The organism is Micromonospora sp. DT227, assembly GCF_049841835.1.
Lineage (GTDB): Bacteria > Actinomycetota > Actinomycetes > Mycobacteriales > Micromonosporaceae > Micromonospora.
This window is the reverse complement of the sequence record NZ_JBNCLA010000007.1, coordinates 1-13,311: the sequence shown is the minus strand read 5'-3', so window position 1 is coordinate 13,311 and position 13,311 is coordinate 1. Positions and strand designations below refer to the sequence as shown.

Annotated in this window: 13 protein-coding genes; 5 read left to right on the top strand and 8 right to left on the bottom strand. The window is 72.7% G+C overall.

What is annotated here, in order from left to right:
- Positions 1–55: 55 nt before the first annotated feature.
- From ACLQ2W_RS22985 to ACLQ2W_RS22975, 3 genes are all read right to left on the bottom strand, one after another.
- Positions 56–580 carry a tRNA adenosine deaminase-associated protein gene (locus ACLQ2W_RS22985; RefSeq protein WP_107162257.1) on the bottom strand — a complete coding sequence of 175 codons (525 nt, stop codon included), beginning with the start codon at positions 578–580 and terminating at the stop codon, positions 56–58.
- A gap of 122 nt (positions 581–702) precedes the next feature.
- The gene (locus tag ACLQ2W_RS22980; RefSeq protein WP_396779051.1) at positions 703–939 is read right to left on the bottom strand and encodes a hypothetical protein; all 237 of its coding nucleotides are present in this window, start codon (positions 937–939) and stop codon (positions 703–705) included.
- A 6-nt stretch (positions 940–945) separates the two neighbouring features.
- On the bottom strand, positions 946–1,242 hold the full coding sequence (locus ACLQ2W_RS22975; protein WP_107162256.1) for a hypothetical protein: 297 nt from the start codon (positions 1,240–1,242) through the stop codon (positions 946–948).
- A gap of 129 nt (positions 1,243–1,371) precedes the next feature.
- Between ACLQ2W_RS22975 and ACLQ2W_RS22970 the strand changes: the two genes are divergently transcribed.
- Positions 1,372–2,214 carry a M23 family metallopeptidase gene (locus ACLQ2W_RS22970; RefSeq protein ID WP_425788515.1) on the top strand — a complete coding sequence of 281 codons (843 nt, stop codon included), beginning with the start codon at positions 1,372–1,374 and terminating at the stop codon, positions 2,212–2,214.
- A gap of 58 nt (positions 2,215–2,272) precedes the next feature.
- Positions 2,273–3,343 carry a PHP domain-containing protein gene (locus ACLQ2W_RS22965; RefSeq protein WP_425788514.1) on the top strand — a complete coding sequence of 357 codons (1,071 nt, stop codon included), beginning with the start codon at positions 2,273–2,275 and terminating at the stop codon, positions 3,341–3,343.
- Positions 3,344–3,347: 4 nt separating this feature from the next.
- On the opposite strand, the gene ACLQ2W_RS22960 is transcribed toward ACLQ2W_RS22965, so the two are convergent.
- On the bottom strand, positions 3,348–4,319 hold the full coding sequence (locus ACLQ2W_RS22960) for a DMT family transporter (protein WP_425788512.1): 972 nt from the start codon (positions 4,317–4,319) through the stop codon (positions 3,348–3,350).
- Between the two features lie 96 nt (positions 4,320–4,415).
- On the opposite strand from ACLQ2W_RS22960, the gene ACLQ2W_RS22955 reads away from it, so the two are divergent.
- Together ACLQ2W_RS22955 and ACLQ2W_RS22950 are read left to right on the top strand one after the other, a co-directional pair.
- A complete protein-coding gene (locus tag ACLQ2W_RS22955) occupies positions 4,416–5,039 on the top strand; it encodes a Uma2 family endonuclease (RefSeq protein WP_425788510.1) in 624 nt (207 codons plus the stop codon).
- Between the two features lie 52 nt (positions 5,040–5,091).
- Entirely contained in the window at positions 5,092–6,762 is a 1,671-nt protein-coding gene (locus tag ACLQ2W_RS22950; RefSeq protein WP_425788508.1) for a DUF885 domain-containing protein, read from the top strand.
- A gap of 66 nt (positions 6,763–6,828) precedes the next feature.
- Here the strand turns inward: ACLQ2W_RS22950 and ACLQ2W_RS22945 are convergent, their stop codons facing one another.
- The 3 genes from ACLQ2W_RS22945 to nudC all read right to left on the bottom strand — a co-directional run bounded on the left by ACLQ2W_RS22945 (position 6,829) and on the right by nudC (position 10,363).
- The gene (locus ACLQ2W_RS22945) at positions 6,829–8,358 is read right to left on the bottom strand and encodes a DUF6114 domain-containing protein (RefSeq protein ID WP_425788506.1); all 1,530 of its coding nucleotides are present in this window, start codon (positions 8,356–8,358) and stop codon (positions 6,829–6,831) included.
- Between the two features lie 80 nt (positions 8,359–8,438).
- Positions 8,439–8,990, bottom strand: coding sequence for a DUF6230 family protein (locus tag ACLQ2W_RS22940; protein ID WP_425789004.1), 552 nt, complete (start codon positions 8,988–8,990; stop codon positions 8,439–8,441).
- 449 nt (positions 8,991–9,439) lie between these two features.
- Positions 9,440–10,363 carry an NAD(+) diphosphatase gene (nudC, locus tag ACLQ2W_RS22935; protein ID WP_425788504.1) on the bottom strand — a complete coding sequence of 308 codons (924 nt, stop codon included), beginning with the start codon at positions 10,361–10,363 and terminating at the stop codon, positions 9,440–9,442.
- 187 nt (positions 10,364–10,550) lie between these two features.
- Here nudC and ACLQ2W_RS22930 point away from each other — a divergent pair, with 187 nt between their 5' ends.
- Positions 10,551–12,365 carry a VanW family protein gene (locus ACLQ2W_RS22930; RefSeq protein ID WP_425789002.1) on the top strand — a complete coding sequence of 605 codons (1,815 nt, stop codon included), beginning with the start codon at positions 10,551–10,553 and terminating at the stop codon, positions 12,363–12,365.
- A gap of 53 nt (positions 12,366–12,418) precedes the next feature.
- On the opposite strand, the gene ACLQ2W_RS22925 is transcribed toward ACLQ2W_RS22930, so the two are convergent.
- Positions 12,419–13,045, bottom strand: coding sequence for an NADPH-dependent F420 reductase (locus tag ACLQ2W_RS22925; protein ID WP_425788502.1), 627 nt, complete (start codon positions 13,043–13,045; stop codon positions 12,419–12,421).
- Between the last annotated feature and the right edge of the window lie 266 nt (positions 13,046–13,311).

Here is a 13,311-nt window from a genome sequence, read left to right as displayed (position 1 = left end):
CGGGTCGGTGGTGTCGGCCGGTTCCACGGCGCCGGGCGTCACGGATTCGCCGGGCTCAGACCTCACGCAGCTCCTCGACCTCGTCCGCGCAGCCGAGCACCTGGCAGATCTCGGCGGTCACGTCGGCCGGCATGTTGCCCTCGTGCGCGCAGAGCGCGAGCAGCTTCGGCGCCGGGATGCCGAGGTCGGCGAGGAGGTCGGCGTCGCCCACCGGGTCGGCCTCCGGGTCCACGGCCGGCTGCTCGGTCTCGTCGTCGCCGCCGGACGGGCGCGGCTCGTCGACGTCCTCCAGGCCGGTGACCGAGGTCTTCAGGTCGCCGACCAGCAGCGCGCCCAGCCGGGACTCCTCCGCGTACGCCGAGTCGGAGCCGAAGACCCGCAGGTCCTCCCCCTCGTCGAGGCGCAGGACGACCAGGTAGGTGTCGTCCGCCTCGACGAACAGCAGGGAGAGGTCGGCATCCGGCTCGACGTCGCGCAGCCGGTCGGCCGCCTCCTCGATGTCGGTGACGCCCCGCAGGCTGACCTCGCCGGCGGTCCAGCCGCCGTCGATGCGTGCCACGGCAGCAGCGAAGTACGACACGGTCCCCCCAAATTGGCCTCGGCAGCATGCCGACACGTCACGCGATGCACGTTAACCGGTCGGGTCGGCGGGCGACCGGTCAACGCCCCGACAGGGGCCGGCCGTTCCTGGAGAAAGTCGCCTCAGCCGGCCACGCGGCGACGGGTGGCGATGAGCTGGCGCAGGCGTTCGCTGCGCGCCCGCTGCGGCCGCTCGCGCTGCTGTACCGCACGGGCACCGGCCAACTCGGCAAGGAGTTGCAGGCGACGGCGGCTCCGATCGGGGTCGAGCCGCGGCGGTGTGGTCCAGGCCATACGGCGAGCGTGAACCGTCACCGCGCGTACGTCAAGATGGTCTTCGCTACGCAGCGAAAGCGGCACGTAAGGTCACCAGAGCGGCCAGTCGCCGGTCTGCGCCCACCGCACCGCGACGATCGCGGCGGCGATGCTCCAGCCGCCCGCGGTGACGATCGCCACCCCGGTCGCCACCCCCCGGTCGCCGTGGCGGACCAGCACCGCGGCGACCGCCCAGGCGACGCCGCCGGCCAGCACCGTCCACCAGGCGTAGCCGGGCACGTCGCGGCCGACCAGCCCGAACAGCAGCAACCAGGCGAAGGTGACCACCGCGCCGAGCGCCACGCCGGCACCGGTCACCGGGTACGGCTCGCGGTAGCTCGGACGCATCGGCCCGCCGGACGGGAAGAGCCCCGACGGGGTACGCGGCGGCGCGTGGAACGCCCCCGGACCGCTCGCTCCGGCTGCCCCGTGCCACCCGTTCGTCACCGCTGCTCCCCTCCCGACCCATCGACCCCGATGTCACCCACCGTGACCGGCCGGTGTGACCGGGTCGGCGCTTTCGTTCCCACGGTAGTGGTCTGCCAGGATGATCGGATGCGCTCGCCATCGATCGGCCGCCGCGCGCGTCCGGCGTTCCCGGTCCTGTTGCTCGTCGCGGCGTTGGCCGCCGGGTGCGACCGGCCCGCGGCGCCCGCGGACGCGTGGCAGGACCCGAGCCCGATGGTGACGGCGACGCAACCCGCCGAGCCGACCGCGAGCCCGGCCCCACCGGCCGCCTCCGCAGCCCCAACCGCCACCGTCGCCCCGACGCCGTCGCGCCCCGCGCCGCGACGCGTCTTCCCGGTCCGGGCCGGCAACGTCGACTACCACCCGACGCACGGCGGCTACCCGGGCACCGACGTCTTCGCCGACTGCGGTGAGCCGGTGGTGGCGGTCACCGACGGGGTGGTGCTCGAGGTGAGCCGGGTGGACCGGTTCGACAAGCGGGGGCCGATGGGGCCGAACAACGGCGGGCTCTCGGTCTCGCTGCTCGGCGACGACGGGGTGCGCTACTACGGTTCGCACCTGAGCGCGATCGTGTCCGGCGTCGACGCCGGCGTCCGTGTCCGCGCCGGGCAGCAGCTCGGCAAGGTGGGCCGCACCGGCAACGCCAACAACGTGTGCCACCTGCACTTCGGGCTCTCCCCGAAGTGCTCCGGCCATGACGACTGGTGGATCCGTCGCGGGGTGGTCTGGCCGGCGCCCTACCTGAACTCCTGGCGCAAGGGCGGCAACCGGTCGCCGGTCGCCGAGGTCACCGCCTGGCAGCGCAAGCACGGCTGCCCGGCCTCGCCGGGCCGGTCCGCGGCGGGCGGCTGACCCGACGCGCGGGTCCGGCGGCGCACGGCGGGCGGCCGGAGCGCGTAGGTTCCACTGCATGACTGCCCGAGATCCCCTCGCCGATCTGCGCCGGATCGCGTTCCTGCTGGAACGGGCCAACGAGGCCACCTACCGGGTCCGGGCGTTCCGGTCGGCGGCCGCGGCGCTGGGCGCGTTGCCGGCCGACGAGGTGGCCGAGCGGGCCCGCACCGGCAAGCTGACCGAGCTGGCCGGCGTCGGCGACGTCACCGCCCGCTGCGTGGCCGAGTCGCTGGCCGGCGAGGAGCCGGTCTACCTGCGTCGGCTGCTGGCCACCGAGGGCACCGACCTGGACGAGGAGGCGGCGACGCTGCGGGACGCGTTGCGCGGCGACTGCCACACCCACTCGGACTGGTCGGACGGCGGCTCACCGATCGAGGAGATGGCGCTGGCCGCGGTCGAGCTGGGGCACGAGTACGTGGTGCTCACCGACCACTCGCCCCGGCTGAAGGTGGCCCGCGGCCTGACCGCGGACCGGCTCCGCCGGCAGCTCGACCACGTGGCCGCCGTGAACGAGGCGCTGCCGAAGGGTTTCCGCATCCTCACCGGCATCGAGGTCGACATCCTCGCCGACGGCTCACTCGACCAGACCGACGAGTTGCTGGCCCGGCTGGACGTGGTGGTCGGCTCGGTGCACAGCGGGCTCAACGACGAGCGGGCGAAGATGACCCGCCGGATGGTGACCGCGATCGCCAACCCGCACCTGGACATCCTCGGGCACTGCACCGGCCGGATGGTGTCCTCCCGGCCGGCCGGCGTGACCGGGCCGGGCGACAAGGGGCACCGGCCGCGTACCCGCAAGGAGAGCGAGTTCGACGCGGACGCCGTCTTCGCCGCCTGCGCGGAGCACGACGTCGCCGTCGAGATCAACTCCCGGCCGGAGCGGCAGGACCCGCCGAAGCGGCTGATCCGCCGCGCGTTGGAGGCGGACTGCCGGTTCGCCATCGACACCGACGCGCACGCGCCCGGGCAGCTCGACTGGCAGCGCTTCGGGTGCGAGCGGGCGGCGCGCTGCGGCGTACCGGCCGACCGGGTGATCAACACGTGGACCGCCGACCGCCTGGTGACGTGGACGGCGGGCCGGGGCTGAGCGGTCAGGCCCGGGCGGCCGGCTCGACCGGGCGGGCGGCGGGCGCCACCGGCGTCGGGGCGGGCCGGCGCCGGCCGACCAGGCCCTGCGCGACCGCCACCCCGACCAGCACGATCAGCGCGCCCACCGGTTGGTGCCAGTTCATCCGCTCGCCGAGCACCACGGCGCCGACCACCACCGCGAAGATCGGGACCAGGTACGTCACGGTGGACGCCGTGCTGGCCCCGGCCAGTCGGATGTTGCGCAGGTTGATCACGAAGGCGAGCCCGGTGCCGAGCGCGCCGAGCGCGAGCACGCTGGCCACCACCCGGGGGGACAGGTCGGTCGGCACCGGCGGCGCACCGGCCACCAGCGGCGCGGCCAGCGCGAGCTGCGCGGTCGCCACGAGCAGTTGGGCCGCCGACAGCGACAGTCCCGAGTACGCGCGGCCGGCGATGAACTTCTTCTGGTACGGAATCGCCAGCCCGTAGCAGGCCGCCGCCCCGAGGCACATGAGCTGACCGGTGAAGTGCGCGCCACCGACGCCCGCCCAGACACCGAGCACCACCAGCACGCCGACGAAGCCCAGCGCCAGCCCGACCGCCCGGCGCGCGGTCAGCCGCTCGGTGCGGAACACCAGCACCGCCAGCGGCAGCACGATCAGCGGCGTGGTGGCGTTCCAGATGCCGGCCAGCATGGACTCGACCCGCTGCTCGCCGTAGCCGAACAGGGTGAACGGCAGCGCGACGCCGAACGCGGCGACCACCAGCAGGTGGCCCCAGACCGCCGGCTCGCGGGGCAGCCGGTCGCGCAGCACGACCAGCACCACGAGCAGCGTGGCCGCGCCGGTGGCCACCCGGTAGAGCGTGAGGTGCACGGGGTGCAGCTCACCCACCCCCACCTTGATGAAGAGGAAGCTGGAACCCCAGATCGCGGCCAGTGCGACGAACCCGGGCAGCCAACTCCGCAGCGGTGCCCGGTCAGGGGCGAAATCCATGTTCACCCCTGACACTCTGCCCCTCCGGTACGACGAAGTCGCGCGGATTTCGGACGCCGTGTCGACCGCCACAGCAACCGACCTACAGTGGGGACGTTGACCGGTCGAGGAGGTGACAAGTCGATGGCCGCGCCGCTGCGTTTCGATCCGCTCGTCGATTTCGACGGGATGTGGACCACCCGGCTCGCCGACCGTTACCTCCCGTTGCGCGAGCTGCCCGACGCGCGCTACGAGTGCATCGACGGAAGGCTGGTCATGACCCCCGCCGAGACCGGCACCAACAGCTATGCCGAGGGTGAGCTGCTCCACCTGCTCAAGCCGGCGGCGAAGGAGGCCGGCTTCTACGTCTTCGGCCAGGTGAACCTGACGTTCGCCCCCGACCGGTGGATCCAGCCCGACCTGACCATCCTGCACACCCTGCCCGGAACCGACCAGGAGGACCGGTGGATTCCGGTTCGGCTGTGCACGATGGCGGTCGAGTTCGTGTCGCCGGGAAGCCGCCGGCAGGACTTCGTGGACAAGCCCCGCCGCTGCGCCGAAGGCGGGGTGCCGTACTTCATGCGGGTGCAGATCGCCCGACAGCTCCGGCACGTCGGCGTCGAGTTCCTCTCGCTCGACAACGGCGGCTACGTCAGAACGGCTCAGGCGGTCAGTGGCCAGCGGCTCAAACTGGACCTGCCGTTCCCGATCGACTTCGACCCCGCCGATCTGCTGCCCTGAACACGGCAAACAGGCTCGACACCGGGGTGATCCGGTCACGTAGGGTCGCCCCGTGGGACGAATCGATGACCTCGCCAACCGGTACGTGGCCCAGTGGGCTCCGCTGAGCCCGACCGGGGCCACCTACGTCGGCATCGCCGGCTACGACGACCAGCTCGACGACCTGTCGCCCGAGGGCTACGCGGCCCGTGCCGAGCTGGCCCGGCGCACGCTGGGCCAGCTCGACGTGACCGAGGCGGAGACCGAGGCGGAGCGGACCGCGCAGGAGGCGATGCAGGAGCGCCTCGGCCTGGAACTCGCCCGCTACGACAGCGGCGAGACCACCAGCGAAGTCAGCGTGATCACGAGTGGGCTGCACGAGCTGCGGATGGTCTTCGACCTGATGCCGACCGACGGCGAGGAGGCGAAGGCGAACGTCGCCACCCGGCTCAACCGCTTCGCGTCCGCGTTGGAGGGCTACAAGCGCACGCTGCGTGAGGCGGCGGCGGCCGGCCGGGTCAGCTCGCAGGTGCAGCTCGTCGAGGTCGCCAAGCAGTGCGACATCTGGGTCGACCCGGACGGCGACAACTTCTTCCACGGCCTGGCCGAACGCCTCGACGCGGACGGCACGCTCGGTGCCGAGCTGCGCAAGGGCGCCGCCGCCGCGACCGCGGCCACCGCCGAGTTCGGGCACTTCCTCCGCACCGAGCTGGCCCCCGTCGGGCGGCAGAAGCAGGCCGCCGGCCGGGAGCGCTACGAACTGGCCTCGCAGTACTTCCTCGGCGCGAAGGTCGACCTGGACGAGACGTACGCCTGGGGTTTCGCGGAGCTGGCCCGGCTGGAGGCCGAGATGCGGGCGGTGGCCGCGCGGATCGTCGGCCCCGGCGCCTCGGTCGACGACGCGGTCCGTGCGCTCGACGCCGACCCGGCGCGGACGGTCCGCGGCAAGGAGGCGTTCCGCGACTGGATGCAGGCGCTCGCCGACCAGGCGATCAGCGAGCTGGACGGCACCCACTTCGACATTCCGGAGCAGGTCCGCCGGATCGAGTGCTGCCTGGCGCCGACCAGCGACGGCGCGATCTACTACACCGGCCCGAGTGAGGACTTCTCCCGGCCGGGGCGGATGTGGTGGGCGGTGCCGCAGGGCATCACCGAGTTCTCCACCTGGCGTGAGGTGACCACCGTCTACCACGAGGGGGTGCCGGGTCATCACCTCCAGGTCGCGCAGACCGCCGTCCGGGCCGACCTGCTCAACCGCTGGCAGCGGCTGCTCTGCTGGGTCTCCGGGCACGGCGAGGGCTGGGCGCTCTACTCGGAGCGGCTGATGGACGAGCTGGGCTACCTGGCCGACCCGGGGAACCGGCTCGGCATGCTCGACGGGCAGGCGTTGCGGGCGGCCCGGGTGATTGTCGACATCGGCATGCACCTGGAGCTGGAGATCCCGGCGGACAATCCGTTCGGCTTCCACCCGGGCGAGCGCTGGACTCCGGAGCTGGGTTGGGAGTTCATGCGGGCGCACTGCCGGGTGCCGGACGAGACGCTGCGCTTCGAGCTGAACCGCTACCTCGGCTGGCCGGGGCAGGCCCCCTCCTACAAGGTGGGCGAGCGGATCTGGTTGCAGGCCCGGGAGGACGCGAAGGCCCGCAAGGGCGCCGACTTCGACCTGAAGGAGTTCCACCGCCAGGCGCTCGACCTGGGCGCGCTGGGGCTCGACCCGCTGCGTCGGGCGCTGGGAAGGCTCTGAGGGACGACGGTGGCCGGGCGTCGGAGGGACCTCCGACGCCCGGCCGTTTCCGTGGTGCGCCCGGGATCAGGCCAGGTCGACCCGGAGCACCGGTTTGGCGGTGAGCGAGTTCGAGTGCTCGTACGCCAGCTCGATCACCGGGTCGTCGAAGCTGATCGGGATCGGCGAGGTGATCGGGATGCCGTCCGGGAAGGGCAGCTCCGGTGTCAGCGTGATCTTGATGCCGAGCAGGTGCCCGACGAACCGGGTGGCGTAGAACGCCACGTCACCGGAGACGGTGAGCCGGTCGGTGACGTACCGCTGCTTCTTGCCCGCCGGGCCGCTGGCCAGCAGCGTGAAGTCGTCGGTGACGGCCTTGTCCATGGTGAACTTCAGGCACTTGAGCTTGCCCCGGTAGGTGGGCAGCTCGACGATGCCCTCGAAGCGCAGCCCGGTCATGGTCACCTTGGAGCCGGTGAGCCGGGAGGGCGGGTCGGCCACGAGCGGCTGGTCGGGGTCGGCGGCCAGCTTGGGCAGCGGCTTGCCCTCCTCGACCGGCTTGGGCTTGGTCGGGGCGGGGTCGGCGTCGTCGCAGTCGGCGCCCGGCTTCGCCGGGGTCGACGGCTTGGCGCTGCCGCTGGGCTTCGGTGAGCCGCTCCCGCTCGGGGTGGCGGCTGCGGCGGCGGGGGCCACGGGCGTCGGCGTCGGCGACGGCTCGGCCGCCTCCTCCCCGCCGGTGAACAGGCCGGTGATGCCGTCGACGAGGTCGGTCAGCAGGTTGCCACCCGGGTCCTCGGCCGGCGGCGCGGTCGTGGCGGTGGCGCTCGGGCTGGCCGACGGCGACGCCGACGCGGTCTTCGAGGCGGACGGCTTCGGTGCCGGCGCCGACGTGGTCGGGCAGGCCGCCGGCGCGGCGACCGCCGGCCGCTGGTCGCGGAGCGCCACCAGGCCGGCCAGGGAGACCGCGAGCACCAGCAGGATCGCGTACGCCCGGGGCGCGTAGCCCGGCCCGTGGGGCGTGTCCGGCCCGGCGGGGTCGACGGGTGACGCCTCGCGCAGTGGGTTACGCGGCTCCGGCAACGTGTCGGTGAGGACGCCGGTGGCCTCGTCCTGCCGCTGCCGGGGCGGCAGCAACTCGTCGACCAGGGCCGGCTCCGGCTCCTCGGCAGCCGGCTCGGTCGCCGGCTCGTCGACCGGCTGGGCCGGCTTCGGGTCCCGGGCGGTTTCCTTGCGCGGCACCCAGGCGAAGCCGAGCGCGCTGCCGATCATGCCGAGCAGCAGGCCGATGAAGAAGCCGCCGAGGTTCACGCCGATCAGCGAGTAGAGCGCGGTGATGGCCGCGACCACCGCGTAGAACATCCGCTGGGCCGGGCTGAACCAGAGCAGCATGCCGCAGGTCACGAGGATGGTCGGGATGAGCCAGGACAGGAAACCGGTGGGCCCCATCTGGAACGTGAGGCCGTTGAGGCTCATCTGGGTGGTGGCGAAGATCTCCAGACCGGCCAGCGCGGTGAAGAGCCCGCCCCAGAACGGTCGCGCCCGGCGCCACCGGCGGAAGCCACGCCACGCCTGGCCGGGCCGACCCGGCCGGGCCTGCTGCGTCTCGGCGGTTGTCACGTACTCCTCCTGGCGGTGCTGACGGGGTGAGACATGGCCGAGGCTCGCGGAGGGCGCCCTCCGCGAGCCTCGTCATCAGATCAGAAGCACTCCTTGGCGTCCTTGCCCACGTTGACCTTCAGCTTCAGGCCGTTGAGGGTGAAGACGCCGGCGCTGGTGGAGCGCGCCACCTGCTCCAGCTTCGTGATGGTCACCACGTCGGCGCTCTGCCCGAACGCGCCGGGCTGGCCCTTCGTCGCGTTGAGGTCGTTGGCGTCGCGGCCGATCTGGATGTTCTCGAACGTGGCGTCACCCGCGAGCGAGTCCATGTCGATCAGCAGGTTGGTGGCGGTGGCCGGCTTGCCGTCGCCACCGGCGTTGATGGTCAGCACGATCGGGATGCCCGGCAGGCTGGCGTTGACCGACTGGCAGAGGTCGTAGAGCTTCGCGTCGGCGATCTCGGAGACGGCGACCGGGTGCTTGGTGCCGTTCTTCTCCTCGACCATGCCGCCGTACTGCTTGAAGCCGTTGCCGACCAGCTTCGTGGCGCCGACCTTGAAGGTCTGGCCCGACACCGCGAACGAGGCCGCGATGGCGCCGTTGGCCATGCCCAGCACGATGCCGCCGGCCACGACCGTCGCCGGCACCATCATCGCGGCGAAGCGCCGCCAGCGGGTGCCGCCACTCGGCTGACGGTTCTCCGATTCACTCACAAGGTCCTCCTCGACGGGGGTGCGTCGCCGGACGCGGGACGCGACGCGGGACGGGAAAGCTGCGGGGCGGCGCGGATGCCGTTGTGCCGAACGGCCGCGCGGTCGCGGATTGGATGCTCTCGCGAAGCGACAGACCTCACAAGCCCCAAGCTACTGACGGGTAACACGGTCGTGATATCAAGATCGTCCCTGGTTACCAACGGTTAACATCCCGGGGGCAAGGAGGTCAGGGCAAACCGGCCTGATTACGACAGGATGCCGAACAGGTTTCACCTGTGGTAGTCGTCACTGCCAAACATCACAGTTCGGTAACGGCGAGCTGACAAGGCGCTGTGGGTGAGGCGCCGCTCACCCGTCCGGTCGGGGCCACGCCACCGACCGGAGCCGGCTCAGCCCCGCTCGTCCAACCACGACTCCAGCAGGTGGCGGCCGATCGAGTCGACCCGGCCGAGGGGACGCCCCGCCGCCGCCCGCGCCCGCAGCTCCGCCCGGGTGAACCAGCGCGCCGCCACCAGCTCCTCGTCGTCGACCCGGACCCGCGTCGACACCGCCGTCGCCCGGAACCCGACCATCAGCCCGGCCGGAAACGGCCACGCCTGCGAACCCTGATAGCTCACCGTCCGCACGGACACGCCGGCCTCCTCGGCCAACTCCCGCCGGACCGCGTCCTCCAGACTCTCGCCGATCTCCACGAACCCGGCCAGCAGCGACCAGGAATCCTCCGCCGCCCCGCGATGCCGGCCCAGCAGGCAACGCTCCGGCTCACCGGGCGCCTCGACCAGCACGATGACCGCCGGCTCGATCCGCGGGAAGAACAACCGGGCGCAGCCCGGCCCGGTGCAGGAACGGACGTGCCCGCCCGAGCCGGCCACCGTGGTCGCCCCGCACGCGCCACAGAACCGCTGGCCCCGATGCCAGTGCAGCAACCCCTTCGCGTACGCCTGGAGCGCCGCCTCCGCCGGCGTCAGCCCGCCCACCAGGGCGCGGACGTCCACCGCCTCGACCGCGCCGGCCAGCTCGCGGGCCTCGCCCTCCTCCCGGCCGGACAGGTCGGCGGCGAACACCGCCCGGCCGGCGTCCAGCCCCAGGAAGACCGTCTCGTCGGCGGCGGCGAGCAACCCGGCCGCGTCCACCACGGTTGGCCGCACCGGCGCCCGCCCGGCGTCCACCAGGCACCGGTCCCGCCAGGACGGCAGCACCACGCTCGCCGGATCGGTCCGCCGCTCGGCCAGCCAGTTCGCGTCCCCGCGCAGCTCCGCCGCCCGGTCCAGCCAGCCACCGCCATACGCCAACCCGCGCTCGTCCGCCCGCACCCGCCCACCGTGTCACGACCAGGGCGTGGACGGGGCCCCGAAACGGGTGATCGGTGCGACACCGCCGCCCGCCCGACACGACCGCCCGGCCGGAGACTCCCGACCGGCCCGAGCGTTGGTTACCGTAGGTGTCTCCCGCGGGGGAAGCGGTCCCCGCACGTGTCCTTCCGATGAGGTTGCAGTGACGATGTACGGCGAGAAGGTGCCGTCCGCCGACGACCGCCCCACCATCAAGGTGGCGGCGGTGAGCTGGCCCGGGGTCGAGCTGGAGCCGGTCGCCACACCGCCCACCGGCGACCCGGGGAAGCCGCCGCGCTCCCGACGCGCCCGGCTGCTGCTGGCCGGCGGGATCACCGCCGCCGTGCTCGCCGGTGGCATCGGCGTCGGCGCCTACGCGTACGCCGGTGACGTGCCCCGCGGCACCACGGTGCTCGGCACCGAGCTGGGCGGCCGGAGCCGGGCCGAGGCGGCCCGCGCGCTGCGCACCGAGCTGGAACGCCGCGCCGACGCGCTGAACGCCCCGATCACCGTGACCGTGGGCGACAAGAAGGTCGAGCTGAAGCCGGCCGACGTCGGGCTCACCGTCGACGTGGACGCCACCGTGGCGGCGGCCGCCGCCGCCGACGCCCACGCGGTCAGCCGACTGGTCGGCTCCCGCGCGGTCGAGCCGGTGGTCACGGTCGACGCCGACCGGCTGGCGGCCGCCCTGCGCAAGGCGGCGGGCGACCAGGGCCGCGAGATGACCATGCCGACCATCATCTGGACCGGCACCACCCCGAAGCCCGTCTACCCGAAGCCGGCGCTGACCGTCGACACGACCGCCGCGACGACGGCGGTCACCTCGGCGTGGCTGGCCGCTCGACCGGTCACCGTGCCCCTGGTGGAGCAGTGGCCGGCGACCACCCGGGATGAGGTCGACCGGCTCGTCACCGAGCTGGCCCGGCCCGCCGTCGCCGCGCCGGTCACGCTCACCACCGACGGCGGCTCGGTCACCATCCCGCCCGCCGCCATCGCCAGGTCGCTGCGCTTCCCGACCGACGAGGCCGGAAAGATCAACCCCCGGGTCGACGTCAAGCGACTGCGCGCCGCGCTCGGCGGCAAGCTGGCGACGCTGGAGGTGGAACCGCGCGACGCCGGGCTGACCATCAGTGGCGGCAAGCCGAAGGTGGTGCCGAGCCGGGCCGGCCGCCAGGTCGACGCCGCCGCGCTCGGGCCCGCGTTGCTCGCGGTGCTGCCGAAGCCGACCGACCGCGCGGTGACCGCCGAGCTGAAGCCGGCCGCGCCGGAGCTGACCGAGGCCAAGCTGGCCGAGCTGGGCATCAAGGAACGGGTCTCCACCTTCACCACCCGGTTCACCGGTGGCCTCTCCTCCCCGCGCAGCCAGAACATCGTCCAGGCGGCCAAGGACGTGGACGGCACGATCGTCAAGCCGGGGGAGACCTTCTCGCTCAACGCACACACCGGTGAACGCGGCTACGACCAGGGCTACCAGGACGCGCCGACGATCGTGAACGGCAAGCTGGTGCCGGGCGTGGGCGGCGGTGTCTCGCAGTTCACCACCACGCTGTTCAACGCGAGCTACTACGCCGGGCTGGAGGACGTCGAGCACAAGCCGCACTCGTTCTACTTCAGCCGCTACCCGGCCGTCATCGAGTCGACCATCTACTGGCCGCAGCTCGACTTCAAGTTCCGCAACAACACGCCGCACGGCGTGCTCATCGACACCTCGTACACGGGCAGCTCGATCACCGTGTCGATCTGGAGCACGAAGATCTACGACAGCGTGAAGACCGAGTACGGCCCGCGCCGGAACGTCACCCAGCCGAAGACGGTCTACCTCAAGCCGGGTCCGGACTGCATCTCCGCCGCCGGTGGGGTGGGATTCGCCCAGGACGCGTTCCGGGTGATCAAGAAGGACGGCAAGGTCGTCAAGCGGGAGAAGTTCAGCTGGCGGTACGACGCCGAACCGCGCTTCATCTGCGCCCCCGAGCCGGGGGCCTGACCCGGACGCCAAGAAGGCCCCGCTCAGCGGGGCCTTCTTCGTGCTCGGTGCGATCAGGGCCGCGCCGCGGCCAGACCCTCCCGTACGCCGTCCGCGTCCCGGTCGGTGCCGTACACCGGCGTGTCCGGCTGCTGCCGCCAGCTCTCGTCGAGCGTGCCCGCGTCGACCGGGTCGAAGCCCAGCTCCGCCACGATCCCCATGACGACCCGCTTGGCGTCCTCGTCGTCGCCGGCGACCGGCAGGCCGATCCGGTCCGGCGTGCCCGCCGGCTTGCCCGCGTCCATCAGGTGCGCCGCCTGGATGTTGTTGAAGGCCTTGACCACCCGGGCGCCCTTGAGGTGGTCGGCGGTCCACCGGCTGGAGCTGAGACTACGGTCCAGCAGCTCGGCCACGTCGCCGTCGCGCTGGGGGTAGTAGTTGTTCGCGTCCACGACCAGCTTGCCGTCGAAGAGCGACGCCGGCAGTTGCGGCACCGCCTTCAGCGGGATCGCGACCACCACGAGTTCCGCGCCCTGGACCGCCTCCTCCAGGCTCACGGCCCGGGCGCCGGTCTCGGCGGCGAGGTCGGTCAGGCTCTGCGGGCCGCGGGAGTTGGTTACCGCGACGTCGTGGCCGAGTGAACTCAGACGACGGGTGAGGGTGCCCCCGATGTGCCCCGACCCGATGATTCCGATCTCCATGACCACTCCTGTACCCCGGTCGGCCCGTACCGATCCCGAACACGCCGTTCGTCACGTCACGTTTTGACGAATCCGCCAGGTCGGCGGGGGACACGCGGAGCGGTCCCGGCTCGACGGTACGAGACACGACGGGTGGGCCGTGGAGATTCCGCCGGTTCGGGCGGGAACGCAGTTCAGGGCCACCCTTCGGGGTGGCCCTGAACTGGAAGATTGTCCGGCGGTGTCCTACTCTCCCACACCCTCCCGAGTGCAGTACCATCGGCGCT